Source organism: Kribbella sp. NPDC058245 (genome assembly GCF_042882005.1).
In the GTDB taxonomy this organism is placed as follows: Bacteria; Actinomycetota; Actinomycetes; order Propionibacteriales; family Kribbellaceae; genus Kribbella.
Genome location: NZ_JBHVWY010000001.1, coordinates 650,362 through 665,370, shown reverse-complemented (window position 1 = coordinate 665,370; position 15,009 = coordinate 650,362). Strand labels below are relative to the sequence as shown.

13 protein-coding genes are annotated in these 15,009 nt (G+C 67.1%); 8 read left to right on the top strand and 5 right to left on the bottom strand.

The window, feature by feature from the left end; translation table 11 throughout:
- Positions 1-63: 63 nt before the first annotated feature.
- On the bottom strand, positions 64-1,080 hold the full coding sequence (locus ACFVWG_RS03310) for a LacI family DNA-binding transcriptional regulator (protein ID WP_391541483.1): 1,017 nt from the start codon (positions 1,078-1,080) through the stop codon (positions 64-66).
- Between the two features lie 38 nt (positions 1,081-1,118).
- Entirely contained in the window at positions 1,119-2,546 is a 1,428-nt protein-coding gene (locus ACFVWG_RS03305) for an ATP-binding protein (RefSeq protein ID WP_391541482.1), read from the bottom strand.
- 142 nt (positions 2,547-2,688) lie between these two features.
- On the opposite strand from ACFVWG_RS03305, the gene coaA reads away from it, so the two are divergent.
- Positions 2,689-3,642 (top strand): type I pantothenate kinase, encoded by a 954-nt coding sequence (coaA, locus tag ACFVWG_RS03300; RefSeq protein ID WP_391541481.1) that lies wholly within the window; start codon positions 2,689-2,691, stop codon positions 3,640-3,642.
- A gap of 108 nt (positions 3,643-3,750) precedes the next feature.
- Here the strand turns inward: coaA and ACFVWG_RS03295 are convergent, their stop codons facing one another.
- From ACFVWG_RS03295 to ACFVWG_RS03285, 3 genes are read right to left on the bottom strand one after another with little or no spacing between them, the layout of a single operon-like run.
- Positions 3,751-4,389 (bottom strand): SGNH/GDSL hydrolase family protein, encoded by a 639-nt coding sequence (locus ACFVWG_RS03295; RefSeq protein ID WP_391541480.1) that lies wholly within the window; start codon positions 4,387-4,389, stop codon positions 3,751-3,753.
- 29 nt (positions 4,390-4,418) lie between these two features.
- Positions 4,419-5,636 carry an MFS transporter gene (locus ACFVWG_RS03290; protein ID WP_391541479.1) on the bottom strand — a complete coding sequence of 406 codons (1,218 nt, stop codon included), beginning with the start codon at positions 5,634-5,636 and terminating at the stop codon, positions 4,419-4,421.
- Complete coding sequence (locus ACFVWG_RS03285) at positions 5,633-7,141, bottom strand: class I adenylate-forming enzyme family protein (protein WP_391541478.1); 1,509 nt, start codon at positions 7,139-7,141, stop codon at positions 5,633-5,635. Before ACFVWG_RS03285 ends, ACFVWG_RS03290 begins: the two co-directional genes overlap by 4 nt.
- Positions 7,142-7,452: 311 nt before the next feature.
- On the opposite strand from ACFVWG_RS03285, the gene ACFVWG_RS03280 reads away from it, so the two are divergent.
- From ACFVWG_RS03280 to ACFVWG_RS03250, 7 genes are all read left to right on the top strand, one after another.
- Positions 7,453-8,739, top strand: a complete 1,287-nt coding sequence (locus tag ACFVWG_RS03280; protein WP_391541477.1) for an SGNH/GDSL hydrolase family protein — start codon at positions 7,453-7,455, stop codon at positions 8,737-8,739.
- Between the two features lie 99 nt (positions 8,740-8,838).
- Entirely contained in the window at positions 8,839-9,990 is a 1,152-nt protein-coding gene (locus ACFVWG_RS03275) for a cytochrome P450 (protein WP_391541476.1), read from the top strand.
- A 4-nt stretch (positions 9,991-9,994) separates the two neighbouring features.
- Positions 9,995-10,921 (top strand): alpha/beta hydrolase, encoded by a 927-nt coding sequence (locus ACFVWG_RS03270; protein WP_391541475.1) that lies wholly within the window; start codon positions 9,995-9,997, stop codon positions 10,919-10,921.
- On the top strand, positions 10,914-11,966 hold the full coding sequence (locus tag ACFVWG_RS03265; RefSeq protein ID WP_391541474.1) for an alpha-hydroxy acid oxidase: 1,053 nt from the start codon (positions 10,914-10,916) through the stop codon (positions 11,964-11,966). Before ACFVWG_RS03270 ends, ACFVWG_RS03265 begins: the two co-directional genes overlap by 8 nt.
- The gene (locus tag ACFVWG_RS03260; RefSeq protein ID WP_391541473.1) at positions 11,966-13,246 is read left to right on the top strand and encodes an aminotransferase class I/II-fold pyridoxal phosphate-dependent enzyme; all 1,281 of its coding nucleotides are present in this window, start codon (positions 11,966-11,968) and stop codon (positions 13,244-13,246) included. The genes ACFVWG_RS03265 and ACFVWG_RS03260 overlap by 1 nt, the downstream gene beginning before the upstream one ends.
- 31 nt (positions 13,247-13,277) lie before the next feature.
- Positions 13,278-14,444, top strand: a complete 1,167-nt coding sequence (locus tag ACFVWG_RS03255) for an MFS transporter (RefSeq protein WP_391541472.1) — start codon at positions 13,278-13,280, stop codon at positions 14,442-14,444.
- Between the two features lie 384 nt (positions 14,445-14,828).
- Complete coding sequence (locus ACFVWG_RS03250) at positions 14,829-15,008, top strand: hypothetical protein (protein ID WP_391541471.1); 180 nt, start codon at positions 14,829-14,831, stop codon at positions 15,006-15,008.
- Position 15,009: the final 1 nt, after the last annotated feature.

The window sequence follows — 15,009 nt, the reverse complement described above, 5'->3', positions numbered from 1 at the left end:
CATCACCCACTAACCTCGCCCCGCCCGACCGTCCCACGCTCAGCAGTGGCGTCGCCGACCGCCTTATCGCTGGTTGGACGGTGGTGGCGGTCCGCTCGAAGCCCGCACCCGCATCTCCACGGCCAGATCCAGGCGGGTCGCGGCGGGCGTGATCCCGCGGGCGAGGTCCAGGACGAGGCGGGTGGCGAGCTCGGCCATCCGGCGCAAGGGCTGGTGGACGGTCGTGAGAGTGGGGCCGACCCACTGGGCGACCGGTAGATCGTCGTACCCGACCACCGACAGGTCGCGCGGAATCTCCAGCCCGACCTCCCGGGCCGCCTGGTACACCCCGATCGCCTGCATGTCGCTTCCCGCGAAGATCGCCGTCGGCCGGTCCTTCAGCCGCAGCAACTCGACCGCCTCCCGATAACCACCGGACACCCCGAAATCCCCGACCCGAATCAGCTCGGGATCAACAGCGAGCCCACTCGACCGCAGCGCATCCGTGTACCCGTCCACCCGCTGCCGCGAGCACAGCACGTCGGCCGGCCCCCCGATGACCGCGATCCGCCGATGCCCCAGCCCGGTCAGATGCTGCGTCGCCATCCGCCCGCCGTTCCAGTTCGCCGAACCGATCGCCGGTACGTCGTCCGCCACGTCCCCCACCGGATCGACCACCACGAACGGGATCTGCCGCGCCTCCAACTGCGCCCGCTGATCCGCATCCAGGTCCGAGAACACCAGGATCGCGCCCAGCGGCCGCCGGTTCAGCACCGACTCGATCCACTCCTGCCGCGGCCGCCACCCACCCCCACACTCCGACAGCACGAGCTCAACCCCCTCGGCCCGAGCCACCTGCTCCACGCCATGGATCAGCTCGAGCGCCCACTCACCCCCGAACTGGCTGAATACCAGGTCGATCATCGGACTGCTCGTCGTACCGGCCGAGCGCCTTCGGTACCCGTGCTCCTGGATCAACTGCTCCACCCGGGCCCGGGTCCCCTCGGCCACATCCGACCGCCCGTTCAGCACCTTCGACACCGTCGGCACCGAAACCCCGGCCATCCCCGCGATCTCCGCGATCGTCACGCGCTGCGCCATACCCGCACCTTATCGCCCAAGAACCCGAAACTTTCGAATCAGCTCCAGGCGTGCACAAGGTCCTCCGGGCCCCAACTGGCGGCGAGCGGTAGGCCGTTGTCCACGCCGCATCTCGACACCGCCACCAACGGCGTCTCGGGATCGGCCCCCGGTACGGCGAGCAGGTCGCGGGCCAGCGCCTGATATTCACGCGCCCCGAACCGCTGCGATTCGAGCCATTTGATCGATCCGACGAACCGCACGGCGTTGGCCGGGGACTCCCGATCGGCACCGACGAGGTCGATCTCGGGGTTGTTCTGCCGATTCCACCAGCCACCCAGTACGGCGACGTCGGGCCACCGGTCGTCGGGCAGCAATCTCGCCAGCGACTCCCGAACGATCGGCTCGACCGCACGCCCTCGCCAGCTCGTCCACGACCGGTCGATCTGGGCCAGGGCCAGGTCGCCCCGGCCCCGTTCGATCAGGGGAATCCCGCGCTGGAGGAAGGCCAGCCAGAAGCGGAGATAGGGATCGGCGACGCGATACCGCTTGTTCTTGGTATCGGACCCGGCCGACAGCGGAAGGTCGGCCGCCAGCACCTGCTTGTCCTGCAGAGTCTTCAGAATGGGGGCTAGCGTCCCGGAACTCAGACCGCCCGGACCACCAGCCTGGGCGGCGATCGCCGAAAAGGTCCGCTCGCCGGCTCCCACCGCCTCGAGCGCCGCGCGCGACTGCGACGCCTGAGGAAACTCCCCGAGCATGGACAGCTCGCCGGCGACCAGCAGCGGTGCCAGTGGATTCACGGCCGCATCGCTGAGGAAGTCGCGGCGGGACATTCCCTGCTGCCAGGACTGAACAATCTCCGGAAAGCCACCGGTGATCAGATAGGCATCGATCGAGTCGACGGCACTCAGACCGGTCATCGCCTGAACGTCAGCCAGATGCAACGGCCGGATCGCCATCTTGGCGGCACGGCCGAAGAACGGCCGCCCGTACGACTGCAACGCCTCCATCACCGACAGGTCGCTGCCCACCAACAGGAGCAGCACCGGTTTGGCGGACAGGAAACGGTCCCAGATCGTTTGCAGAGCGCCTTCGAACTCGCCGTCCTGCTCCACCAGCCAGGGCACCTCGTCGAGGACCACAACACTCGGCACATCGTCCGGCAAGGCGATCGCCAGCGAACGCAGCGCCTGATTCCAGTCGGTGGTGGGCAATCCAGAGACGAGTTCAGCCCCGGGCAACCCGGCCAGCGCCGTACCGAAGTCGGCGCGCTCGGCAGCCGGATTGCGGCCACGCGTCGCCTGGAAGACGACATACGGCCGGCCCGATCGATCGCAGAACTCCTGCGCCAGACGGGATTTCCCGACCCGGCGCCTGCCGGTGACGACCACCGCCCGCCCCCGGGTCGCCCCGGAGCCCTCACCCACCTCCCGAAGCTGCCGATCGAGCAGCTCCAGATCGGCCGCACGTCCCGCGAATCTCATCAACCGTCCTCATTCAAACTAAGATTGAATCTTACTTAGATCGAATCATACTTTGGGCAGGCCGGAAGGTGAGCCGCGGTTGAGACGAAGCCCACGCCGGTGTGGTGTGGTGCGGGCGGCGGGTGTGGGAAGAATGGGGGCCATGCTGCAGCCGTCGCGGGAGGTGACTCCCTATACCGAGCTGGACCGGGCCGCTTGGGCGAAGCTGGCCGAGAGCACCGTCTCGCCGCTGACGGCGGAGGAGATCGAGCGGTTACGGGGTCTCGGGGACGAGATCGACCTGGACGAGGTCCGCGAGGTCTACCTGCCGCTGTCCCGGATCCTGTCGCTGTATGTCCGGCACGCCCGCGCGCTGCACGAGGACACCGAGGGCTTCCTCGGCAAGCCGGCCGCGACCCGGACGCCGTTCGTGATCGGGATCGGCGGGTCGGTTGCCGTCGGCAAGTCGACGACCGCCCGGTTGCTGCGCGAACTGCTCGCGCGCTGGCCCGAGCACCCCCGCGTCGCGCTCGTCACGACCGACGGGTTCCTCTGGCCGAACGCCGAGCTCGAGAAGCGCGGGCTGATGCTGCGCAAGGGCTTCCCGGAGTCGTACGACCGCAAGTCGCTGCTGCGTTTCGTGGTCGAGGTGAAGTCCGGCATGGACGCGGTCGAGGCGCCGGTCTACTCGCACCTGCACTACGACCGGATGAACGGTGTCCGGACCACGGTCGAGCAGCCCGACATCCTGCTGCTCGAGGGCCTGAACGTCCTGCAGCCCGCGCCCCGGCACGCCGACGGCAAGAGCGGGCTCGCGGTCAGCGACTTCTTCGACTTCTCCGTGTACGTCGACGCGGCCGCCGCCGACATCCGCTCCTGGTACGTGCACCGGTTCCTCAAACTCTGGGAGACCGCGTTCCGCAACCCCGAGTCCTACTTCGTCCGGTACGGCGAACTCAGCCGCGAAGAGGCCGTGAACAAGGCCGAATCCCTCTGGGACGGCATCAACGGCCCCAACCTGCGCGAGAACATCCTCCCCACCCGCTCCCGCGCCACCCTCGTCCTCCGCAAAGGCCAGGACCACGCCGTCCGCTGGGTCCGCCTCCGCAAGCTCTGACCCATCCCCCTCATCCCATTTGGTGGGCTGACCCATCCCGTTGTGGGTGGGCCAGCCGCATGCAGTAGGCCCACCCACAATCTCGTGGGCCCGCCCACGAAACGGGGTTCAGCGGGACGGGCGGGGGTGAGTGCGGAGGTGGCGGTTGAGGGCTCGGAGGGTTTCGGTGGTGGCTACGGCGTCGCTGCGGGCGTTGCCGTGGCGGCCGTCGGAGCTGTAGAGACCGGGGTCGGTGGAGAGTGGATGGTCGGTGAGGTTCACGTGGATCGTGCCGAACTTCTCCGCGAGGGCGGCTGTGCGGTCTGAGAGCGTGCGCATTCGTTGCCGTAGGCCCGGACGCAGCCACTCCATCACCGCCGGACTGTACGAGACGTCGAACATCCCGAGCGTCATCACTGTTGCTCCGGCATCCTGCAGCGTGGTGATCATGTGCGTCAGCTCGCGGTCGACCCGTTCGGGGTCATACGTCGCCGGGAACGCATCGTTGCCGCCGCCAACCACCAGCGCCAGATCGGGGCCGAAGGCAACCGCCGGCTCCAGCTGAGTGGCGAGGATCTCTCGCGTTCGCAACCCGCTGACACCAAGGTTGAGATACGCGATCGGCCCGAGTTCGTGCGCGATCCGATCCGCCCACTGCAGATCGCTGTAGCCGTCGACCGGCTCACACAATCCCTCGGCCACGCTGTCACCCAGTACGACGAATCGCCGCCACGGGTGACCCGCGAGCAGTTCCTCACTCTCGCCCACCGCCAGACAGTACGGATCGGTCGCCTCGTTCACACCGCCTCCACAGCCGAAGGCGCATCGAGGATCCGGCCCGGCCCCCGTCGTACCAGCGGATAGACGCTCACCACCAAACAGACGATCCCGGAGCCGATCAGCGCCGGGAACAAGCCGAACCCGCTGACCAGCTCCCCGGCCAGCAACGCGCCCAGCGGCAGGCCCGCGAACGACGATGCCGCGACCAGCCCGATCACGCGGGCCTGCAAGTCCTTCGGCACATGCTCGTACAGCACCGCGCCGAAGACCGGGTTGATCGCCGCGATCCCGATCCCGGACAGGAAGGTCACCGCGGCCACCAACACCAGATTGTCGCTCAGCCCGAGCACCAACAACCGCGGGCTGCCCCCGATGAACGCACCCAAAGCAAAGGTCAAGTACCGCGGCAACTTCGTCGCCCACACCGTGAACGCGATGCTCCCAAGCAACGCGCCACCGGCAAAGGCACCCAGGGTCAGACCGAGTCCAGCCGGTGAGCCCAGCTCATCAGCGACCCAGACCGGGATGAAGACCGCCGTACTCGCGCTGGCGAAGATGTTCACCGTGAAGGTCGTGATCAGCATCGTCGCCAGCAACGCATCCCGTCGTACATAAGAGAATCCGACGGCCAGCGAGCGGAAGTACTTGTCCGGCCGCGACGCCGACACCACCTCTGGCGGCCGCACGAACCCCGCGATCAGCAACCCACACACGAGAAACGTGACCGCGTCGATCCACAACACCGACGACGCATCCGTCCAGTAGATCAACAGCCCGCCTAATGGTGCCCCGAGCAACGTTGCGCCTCGGGCGAACGTCTCGTGCAACGACGTGATCCGGATCAGCGGAACCTCCGCCGCCTCAGCCATCGGCCGAACCAGCAGGTCCTTCGACCGATCAGCAGCACCCCGCAGACCACCGGCGAGCGCGACCAACACCAGCAGTACGGCGAACCCGATCGTCGCCGTACCGGCAATCGCCGCCACCGCGACTGCACTCGCCAAGTTCGCCAAGATCGCCGTACGACGGGGGCCGAGCCGATCGATCACCGGTCCGGCCATGATGCTCACCACGATGTACGGCACGAGCTCGACCGCAGCCACCAACCCCATCCGCGCCGCACTGCCGGTTGTCACCAGCACCAGCCATGGAATCGCCACCATCGTGATCCGGCTGCCCACCGCGGACAACACGTCCGCGATGAACAGGATCACCAATCCACGTCGCGCGCTCATGCCGGATGCAATTCGGCATAGAGCTTGCGCAGGGCAACCTTGTCGACCTTGGCAATCTTCGTTAACGGAAGCGAGGGTACGAAGTCGATCGCCGCCGGAGCCCACATCTCGTTCAGCTCCGAGGCCACCCAGTCGCGCAGATCCTCTGCAGTCACTGGCGATCGAGTGACCACGAAGGCATGCACGGCTTCACCCACGACCGGATCCGGTACGCCGATCACGGCCGCCGTCCGCACGGCCGGATGGCTACCGAGCGCGTCCTCGATCGGCCGGCAGAAGATCGCCCAGTTCCGCCGTGTCGTCACGATCATGTCGTGCACCCGGTCGACGAGAAACAGATAACCGTCCGAGTCCAGATGACCGAGATCCCGAGTCCGCAACCAGCCGTCGACGAGCGTCTCCGCCGTCAGCTCCGGCTTCCCGAGGTACCCGGCGAACGTGAGCTTGCTGCGCACCCACACCTCACCGTCCTGCCCCGGCTCGAGCACCTTCCCGTCGTCATCCCGGATCTCTAGCTCCACATCCCCGTACGCCGTCCCCGCCGCCGCGAGCCGCTCCGGATGTGCCGGATCCTCGGTCAGCCCCGGCTGTGCCGTCACCACCACGGCTTCACTCAGCCCGTAGACGATCCGCAGCACCGGCCCGAAGCGGGCAATCCCCTGCCGCAACCGCGCCGGAGTCGCCGGACCTGCACCGACGTTCAGCATGAACAAACTGCTGCAGTCGAAGTCCGCTCCACCCGGATGATCGAGCACCTCGTACAGCATCGGCGGCGTCACATACGTCGACGTGATCCGCTCACCCGAAACCGTCTCGTAGAACTCCGCAGGCGACCAGGTGTCCGTCAGGAACAGCACGCCACCGGTGAACAGGTTGAAGAAGGTCGTGATCTGCCCACTCGCCAACCACAAGGGCGACCCCGAGTAGTGCCGTAGCAGCGGAAACCCGTTACCCACAAAGGCTGCCGCCAACTCCAGGATCTGCGAGTAGAACGCCTGCGTGTGATGAACGAGCTTCGGATCGCCCGTCGTACCGCTTGTCTGCAACACCGAGTCCGGCGCCGGCACCTCACCAATCACATACGGATCGGCCGTCCGCGCGACCAGCTCATTCAGCTCGTACGACGGCATCGGCGCGAGCGCAGTCGACAACTCGACCCCGAGCTCACCCGTCGCGTCGTACACGAACGCGTCCGCATCAGCGAGTACAGCAAACCGATCGATCTCCCGGCGCGACGTGATCGGCGCACACCACAGCACCCGGCAACCGTGCAGGTGCAGTGCGAGCTGGAGCGCCGGAGCGTCGAAGCAGTTCGCCGCCATCACCAGCACCCTGCCGCCGGGACGAACCCCGGCATCCCGCAGGACGGCGGCGATCCGCAGCACGTCCGCGGCCAGTTCCCCGTACGTCGCCCGCCGGGGCCCGCGCACCAGCGCGGTGCGCTCGGCGAATTGCGCGAACAACTCCAGGACCCGGTGCACGTAATTGCCGGATATTCCGGGCATGACCAATTCAGGACGCATTTACGTCTTTCCCCTCAACCCTTCGGCCACCCCCAGCCGGTGCCGCGACTCTACTGGACGTCCCAGCGGCTGACCAGGTCCGGAAACCGCCTGCTGCACAAGGTTTCGTCGCTCTCCGGAGCCACCCGGTCACCGGCCCTCCCGAACGAAGGTATACCCCTGCGAACCGAGGGTGCGAACCCCTCGCTAACCACCCGCCGAACCATTCGAAACAAGCATTTGCCGATGCATTGACCGGCTCGAAGAATGCGTATTACGTTCCGTCCGATTCCATTCCGCCGGGAGGTCCGTCCATGCAGGTTCCGAAGCAATGGCGCGCGGTCGCGCTGACTGCCGCACTGACTCTGGCCGGGTCCACCCTGGCCGGCGCAAGCTACGGCGGAGGTGGTCATCACGCGAACTCCTGGGTCGGTACCTGGGCCACCGCCGTCACGCACGGAAACGCCGCCGGGTCGACCAACCTCGGCCTGACCGATCAGAGCGTGCGCCTCGTCGTCCGCCCGACCGTCGGCGGTGACAAGATCCGCATCCGGCTCTCGAACATCTACGGCGAGAAGACCGTCACCGTCGGTGCGGCCACCGTTGCCAAGCCCAACAAGACGACGCCCGAGCTGTCCGACATCGACCCGAGCACGCTGCACACGCTGACGTTCAACGGCTCCGGTACGGCGTCGATGGTCAAGGGCAGTGAGCTGCTCAGCGACCCGATCAACTTCGAGCTGGGGAACCTCGACGACCTCGTGGTCAGCCTGTACTTCCCGGAGAACACCGGCCCGACGACCTTCCACGGCTCGTCGCTCCAGGACAACTTCGTCGGCCCGACGAACCTGGTCACCCAGCCCGGCGGAGCGGCGTACACGCTGACCCGGCACTGCTGCTTCTTCTTCCTCTCCGGCGTCGACGTCCTGCCCGAGAAGTCGGCCGGATCGATCGTCGTCCTCGGCGACTCGATCACCGACGGAACCAACAGCACCTTCAACGGCAACAACCGCTGGCCGGACCAGCTCGCCGAACGCCTGGCCGCTGCCGCGGGCGACAAGCCGTTCCCCAGCGTGCTGAACGCCGGACTGGCCGGCAGCCGGCTCAACCACGACGGCACCGAGCCGTCCGACAACGGCGCGTTCCCCGGTTTCAACGAGGTCGGCGTCAACTCGCTCGCCCGCCTGAACGAGGACGTGTTCGCGCAGACCGGCGTACGGATTGTCATCACTGAACTGGGCGTCAACGACATCTGGATGTCCGACGACTCGGCGGCCGAGATCATCGGCGCCCTACGGCAGGTGAACGCGCAATCCAAGGAGCGCGGACTGCGCAGCCTGGTCAGCACGATCACACCGTTCGAGGGGATCGGCGGCACCGACAGCTGGACGCCGGCCAAGGAAGCCACCCGTCAGGCAGTGAACAGTTATCTGCGGTCCAGCCGCGAGTTCGACGGCGTACTCGACTTCGACAAGGTGCTGCGCGACCCGGCCGCGCCGAGCAAGCTGAACGCGCTCTACGACTCCGGTGACCACATCCACCCGAACGACGCCGGCTACCAGGCCATGGCGGCATCCGTCCCGCTGAAGCTGGTGCGGTAAGCAATGCCTGATCGGAGCGCGAACAACGATGCTGGTCTCCCTCGGCCAGCCTCGTCAATTGTCGCCGCCCTCGGCTCCGAACAAGGCCGCCGTGACCCGATGCCGCTCTTCGCGGAGCTGCATCGGCTCGGCCCGGTCTGCCCGCTCGCCCCCGGCTCCTCGCCGTACGGGTTCGTCATCAATGGGTACGACGCCGCCCAGGAAGCACTGAAGGACACCCGGTTCCATCGTCTGCTGACCGCGGATCCGGACCCCCAGGACGCCGTACTGCGCAGGCTCGGCGGATCGATGATGTTCCGGAACGAGCCGGATCATCTGCGGATGCGCAAGGTCTTCCAGGCCGTGCTGACCCCGCGACGCCTGACCGGTTTCGAACCGATCGTCGAGGCGCTGACCGCGGAACTGCTGGACGACCTGGCCAAGGCCGGCGCCAACCGGCAGGTGGTCGAGTTCACCGACTTCGCCTATCGCCTGCCGATCACGGTGATCGCTACGTTCCTCGGCATCCCGCGCTCGGACGTGGACTGGTTCAAGGACCGCACCCAACGGATCGACGAGTACCTCGATCTCGGCGGCAAGGAACCGGCCAAGCTGGCCGCCGCGAACCAGGCCGCCAACGAGCTCAACGACTACTACGCCCGGATGATCAGCGACCGGCGGCTGCGACCGCGCGACGACCTCGTCGGCTCGCTCGTGCACGCTTTGGATTCCGGTACGTCGGGGATCGACGAGCAGGAGTTGATCGACAACCTGCTCGTGCTGGTCAACGCCAGCTTCGTCACCACGATGAACCTGCTCACCAACGGTCTCGAGCTGCTGCTCGCGGACCCCGCTCTGATCGAGGACCTCCGCGATGATCCGGAGTTGGCGGCCAGTTATGTCGAAGAAGTCCTTCGCCACCAGAGTTCCGTCCAGCTGATCAGCCGCAAGGCGTCGACCGAGATCGAACTGGCCGGCCAGACCATCCCCGAAGGCAGTCTGGTGCTGATCCTGCCGGGCGCCGCGAACCGCGACCCGGCCAAGCATCCGGACGCCGACACGTTCGATCCGCACCGCGACGACCTGCAGCACCTGTCGTTCGGCGCCGGCCCGTTCTTCTGCGTCGGTGCGGCCCTGGCGCGCATGGAAGGCCGTGCGGCGTTCGGGCAGCTCTTCGGGCGATTCCCCGGGTTGCAGCTGGCGGGGCCGGCCGAACGCAGTCCAAGTTTGCTGTTGCGTGGACACCGATCCATGCCGATCCGATTGGGGTGAGCTCATGCCACTGGACCCGCAGGTGGAGGCGATGCGCGCCGAACGCCAGGCGTGTGACGTGCCGCAGCTCTACACCCAGTCGCTGGCCGAAGCCCGGGCGGCCGACCTGGCCTCGATCCAGGCGGCCGGCGGTCAGGCCGAACCCGTCCATCACGTCGAGGACCTCAGCACCGACTCCGGACTGCCGCTCCGGCTCTACCGCCCGGACCTGGCCGGCCCGCTGCCGACGCTGATCTACTTCTTCGGCGGCGGCTGGACCCTCGGCAGTATCGACACCGCCGACGGCATCACGCGCCGCCTGGCGAACGCCGTACCGTGCCAGGTCATCACTGTCGGGTACCGCCTCGCACCGGAGCATCCGTTTCCGGCCGCGGTGCACGACTGTCATGACGCCACGCAATGGATCGCCGCGAACGCGGAGAAGCTGCAGGCGGATCCGGAAAGACTGGTCGTCGGTGGCGACAGCGCCGGTGGAAACTTGGCTGCGGCAACGACATTGCTTGCCCGCGACAAGGGTCCGGCGCTCGCGGGACAACTGCTGATCTATCCGAACACCCGGTACGGCGCAGACACCGTGTCAATGGCGACGGGTGACGACCCGTACCTGTTCAACAAGACGTCTGTCAGCTGGTACTGGAACCACTACCTGACCGATCCTGGCGACGGACTCGATCCGCTCGCTTCACCGCTACTCGCCTCATCCCACGCAGACCTCCCGCCGGCCCTGGTGATCACGGCGGAGTACGACCCCCTGCGCGACGAAGGTGAGTACTACGCGGAGAAGCTGCACGCCGCCGGAGTCCCCACCACCCTCAGCCGGTACGACGGGATGGTGCATGGCTTCTTCGCGATGCCGGGGATTCTGGACGGCGGACGACGAGCCACCGCCGAAGCCGCAGCCTGGCTCAGCCGGACCTTCACCCATGGCTGAGGCGTTCGCCGACTACGAGCACCGCGCCGCTCTCCCCGCTGCCGTCCACGACTTCGTTGCCGGCGGCAGCGGTGCGGAGCTCACGTTGCGCCGCAACCGCGCAGCTTTGGACGCGATCACCGTGATGCCGCGCGTCCTGGGCGGCGTCGAATCGCCCGACACGTCGACCACGATCCTTGGCACCCCGGCCGCTCTCCCGGTCGCCGTGGCGCCGATGGCGTACCAGCGGCTGTTCCATCCCGAGGGCGAGCTCCTGCTGGCTGGCGCTGCTGCCAAGGCTGGAATCCCTTATGTCATCAGCACGTTGAGCAGCGTCCCCTTGGAGAAGATCGCCGCCGCCGCGCCTTCCTGGTTTCAGCTGTACTGGTTGCGCGATCGGACTGCGGTGCGCGCGCTGATCGACCGAGCCACCGCGGCAGGCTGTGGTGCGCTGATGGTCACCGTCGATGTTCCCGTGATGGGCCGTCGGTTGCGCGATGTCCGCAACTCCTTCGCGCTGCCCACCGAGGTCGTCGCGGCCAATCTTGTCGACAAATACACAGAGGCACATAGTGCGCTGAACGGTTCGTCCGCGGTCGCCGCGCACACGGCGACCGCCTTCGACCCGACCTTCTCCTGGCGGGATCTCGCCTGGGTTCGGTCCGTCACCGAGATTCCCCTGCTGGTGAAGGGGATTCTCGATCCCCGGGATGCGCTGGCCGCGGTTGATGCCGGGGCTGACGGCGTGGTGGTCTCCAACCACGGCGGCCGCCAGTTCGACGGTGCACCGGCTTCGATCGATGCCCTCGGCTCCGTCATCGATGCAGTCGGCAACGACTTCCCGGTACTCCTCGACAGCGGGATCCGCGGTGGCACCGACGTACTGAAAGCGCTCGCGGTCGGGGCGGACGCCGTACTGGTCGGACGTCCGTTGCTGTGGGCACTCGCTGCTGGTGTTGTCGATGAGGCGTTGGCGCTGCTCGGTTGTGAACTGCGGGATGCGATGTTGCTGGCGGGCTGCGCGGACCTGGCCGCGGTCGCCGACCTGGTGACGGGAAGGAACTGATGGCTGACCTCGAGGTGACCTCGCTGCATGCGTCACTCACCGATCGCGCGCTGAACTCGATGAACTTCCTGAACGAGATCTCGCACCACTACCCGGAGGCGATCTCGCTCGCTGCGGGTCGGCCGACGGAGGAGTTCTTCGATCTCGACGACGTACCGCGATACCTCGCGCTGTTCGCGTCGTACCTGAGTCATCAAGGCCTCGACGAATCGGCGGTCCGCCGAACGATCCTGCAGTACGGCCGGACCAAGGGGATCATCCACGAACTCGTCGCCCGCAACCTCGCCGTCGACGAGGACATCCACGTCGACCCCGAGGCGATCGTCGTCACGGCCGGTTGTCAGGAAGCGATGCTGCTCACGCTGCGCGCACTCCGGGCCGACGCATCCGACGTGCTGCTGGCGATCTCCCCGGCGTACGTCGGAATCACCGGTGCAGCGCGCATTGTCGATCTGCCGGTGTTGCCGGTGCCTGATGTCGACGATCTCTTGGCAGTGGTCAAGGCAGCTCGCGCCGACGGCCTGCGTCCGCGCGGCTTCTACGTCATGCCCGACTTCGCCAATCCCTCCGGCCTCAGCATGGATCTGCCCACTCGGCGTCGGCTGCTGGAGCTCGCCGCGGCCGAGGATCTGCTGCTGCTCGAGGACAATCCGTACGGCCTCTTCCCCGCCGCCGGCATCGACCGGCTGCCTACTTTGAAGGCGCTCGACACCGAACGGCGCGTGGTCTATCTCGGATCGTTCGCCAAGACCGGTCTACCTGGTGCCCGTGTCGGGTACGTCGTCGCCGATCAGACCGTCAACGCCGGCGGGCTGTTCGCCGATGAACTGTCGAAGCTCAAAAGCATGGTCACCGTGAACACGTCACCGATCGCCCAGGCGGTCATCGGCGGCAAACTGCTGGACTGCGATTTCAGCCTCACCGCCGCCAACCAGCGCGAACGCGAGATCTACGCGACCAACCTGCAGCTCATCACCGATCACCTCGCGACGCACTTCCCGAACGGCGAGCTGACCTGGACCGTTCCCTCCGGCGGCTTCTTCGTCGTGATTACCGTCCCCTTCATCGTCGACGACGAGCTCCTCACCAAGTCCGCCCAGGAGTACGGCGTGCTGTGGACACCGATGGCGCATTTCTACGACACGGACGCTCCGATCAACGCGCTTCGGCTCTCCTGCAGCGCCGTCACTCCCGCGCAACTGAACACAGCCCTCGACCGCTTGACCGCCTTCATCGGTGACCAATTGGTTCTCTCTGCGCGCTCAGAACTGGACCTGTAGGAAAGACCGGTTCGGTCCTAGCGTTGCAGGTATGACGACCTGCGAAGTCCCTGTCGAGCGATCCGCACCTTTGCTGGGCAGGCAGTTCCTCCGCTTGCTGGTGATAGTTCTCGGATCCGGGCTGAGCATGTACCTGCTGACCTCGGTCGTCCCGCTCTACCTCGCGGCGAACGGCTCCGCCGGACTTGGCCCCGGCCTCTCGACCGGCGCGATGATGCTCTCGGCCGTCGCGATGGAACTCGTGGTTCCACGGATGCTGGCCCGCTGGGGCTACCGCGTCGTACTGGGTCTCGGCCTCATCCTGATGGGCCTGCCCGCGGTGGCCCTGATGTTCACCACGTCGCTGCCGATCGTTGTACTGATCAGCATGATTCGCGGCGCCGGCCTGGCCATCAACGTGGTCGGCGCGGTCGCCCTGATCGCCGACATCACTCCGGCACACCGCAGAGGTGAGGCGTTAGGCCTGTACGGCGTCGTGGTCGGCGTACCGGCGGTGATCGGTCTGCCGCTCGGCGTCTACCTGATCAACGTGATCGGCTACCGCGCCTTGTTCGCCATCGCCGCGGTCCTGGCCTTGTCAGTGCTCGGCCTCGTGGTCGGCATTCCGACCAGGACTAGTGCCGAAGAACCACATGTCAAGGTCCTGCACGACCTCCGCGGCAACGGCCTGCTGATGCCCGCCTTCGTCTTCGCCGGCGTCACCCTCGCCGCCGGCATCAGCATCACGTTCCTCCCCCTTGCCGCCGGCAACCATTCCCTGGCCGCCACCGCCCTCTTCCTCCAAGCCGCCACCGCCCCCGGCGCCCGCTGGCTGGCCGGCCGCTACGGCGACCGCCTCGGCCACGCCCGCCTACTCCCCCTCGCCCTGCTCTCCGCCACCCTCGGCGCCGCCGGCCTCATCTTCATCACCACCCCCGCCGCCGTAATCGCCGGCGCAACCCTCTTCGGCATCGGCTTCGGCGCCGCCCAGAACCTCACCCTCACGATGATGTACGACCGAGCCCCCACCTCCCGCTACGGCCAGGTCAGCGCCCTCTGGAACCTCGCCTACGACGGCGGCTGGGGCATCGGCGCCATCGCCTTCGGCACCGTAGTAGCCACCACCGGCTACCCCCTGGCCTTCGCCCTAACCGCCGCCACAGTCGCCCTAGGCATCCTCCCCGCCCTAAAAGCCTCCCGCTCCCTCCCCAGCTCATAGGTGAACCCACGACCGTGTGGGTCCTCCACCTGCTCCCCATCTCGTGGGTGAACCCACGACCGTGCGGGACCCCACCCGCTCCCCATCTCATGGGTGAACCCACGAGCGTGTGGGTCCTCCACCCCGCTCCCCATCTCATGGGTGAACCCATGAGATCTCATGGGTTCCCCCACCAGCTTGTGGGTTCCCTACCCGCATGCGAGTCCAAAACCCACCACCCCATGGGTGAACCCACCAGCCGCCCTCCCCCTCCACCCCTGGTGAGTCAACCAGCGTCGTGGTCCCTCCTCCCCTCGGCAATTTCAACGGATACCCCCTCAAGTCGCTGGTTCTCCCCTCAAAATTTGAGCAGAGAAGGGTCCATCTGAGGGGAGATCCGTTCAAATGCCCGCGGACGGGGTCAGCGGCCACACCGCGCTGGCCGGGCCGTCGCTGCGCGACTCGGCCGCCTCCGGCGGTCGACTGAAACCTTCGGGTGACTGTCGGCGGTGGCTGGGGTGGATGGTGCGGTTGGCGATCGCGTGCACGCCGCCTGGGTCTGACGGGCTGTGGCTGGGCCGGTGAT

Excerpts from the sequence above, each read along its gene's own strand:
- ACFVWG_RS03270 (WP_391541475.1), top strand. The coding sequence starts at position 9,995 with ATGCCACTGGACCCGCAGGTGGAGGCGATGCGCGCCGAACGCCAGGCG.
- ACFVWG_RS03260 (WP_391541473.1), top strand. The coding sequence starts at position 11,966 with ATGGCTGACCTCGAGGTGACCTCGCTGCATGCGTCACTCACCGATCGC.
- ACFVWG_RS03305 (WP_391541482.1), bottom strand. The coding sequence starts at position 2,546 with ATGAGATTCGCGGGACGTGCGGCCGATCTGGAGCTGCTCGATCGGCAG.
- ACFVWG_RS03265 (WP_391541474.1), top strand. The coding sequence starts at position 10,914 with ATGGCTGAGGCGTTCGCCGACTACGAGCACCGCGCCGCTCTCCCCGCT.
- ACFVWG_RS03280 (WP_391541477.1), top strand. The coding sequence starts at position 7,453 with ATGCAGGTTCCGAAGCAATGGCGCGCGGTCGCGCTGACTGCCGCACTG.
- ACFVWG_RS03285 (WP_391541478.1), bottom strand. The coding sequence starts at position 7,141 with ATGCCCGGAATATCCGGCAATTACGTGCACCGGGTCCTGGAGTTGTTC.
- ACFVWG_RS03310 (WP_391541483.1), bottom strand. The coding sequence starts at position 1,080 with ATGGCGCAGCGCGTGACGATCGCGGAGATCGCGGGGATGGCCGGGGTT.
- ACFVWG_RS03275 (WP_391541476.1), top strand. The coding sequence starts at position 8,839 with ATGCCGCTCTTCGCGGAGCTGCATCGGCTCGGCCCGGTCTGCCCGCTC.
- ACFVWG_RS03250 (WP_391541471.1), top strand. The coding sequence starts at position 14,829 with ATGCCCGCGGACGGGGTCAGCGGCCACACCGCGCTGGCCGGGCCGTCG.
- coaA (WP_391541481.1), top strand. The coding sequence starts at position 2,689 with ATGCTGCAGCCGTCGCGGGAGGTGACTCCCTATACCGAGCTGGACCGG.
- ACFVWG_RS03255 (WP_391541472.1), top strand. The coding sequence starts at position 13,278 with ATGACGACCTGCGAAGTCCCTGTCGAGCGATCCGCACCTTTGCTGGGC.
- ACFVWG_RS03290 (WP_391541479.1), bottom strand. The coding sequence starts at position 5,636 with ATGAGCGCGCGACGTGGATTGGTGATCCTGTTCATCGCGGACGTGTTG.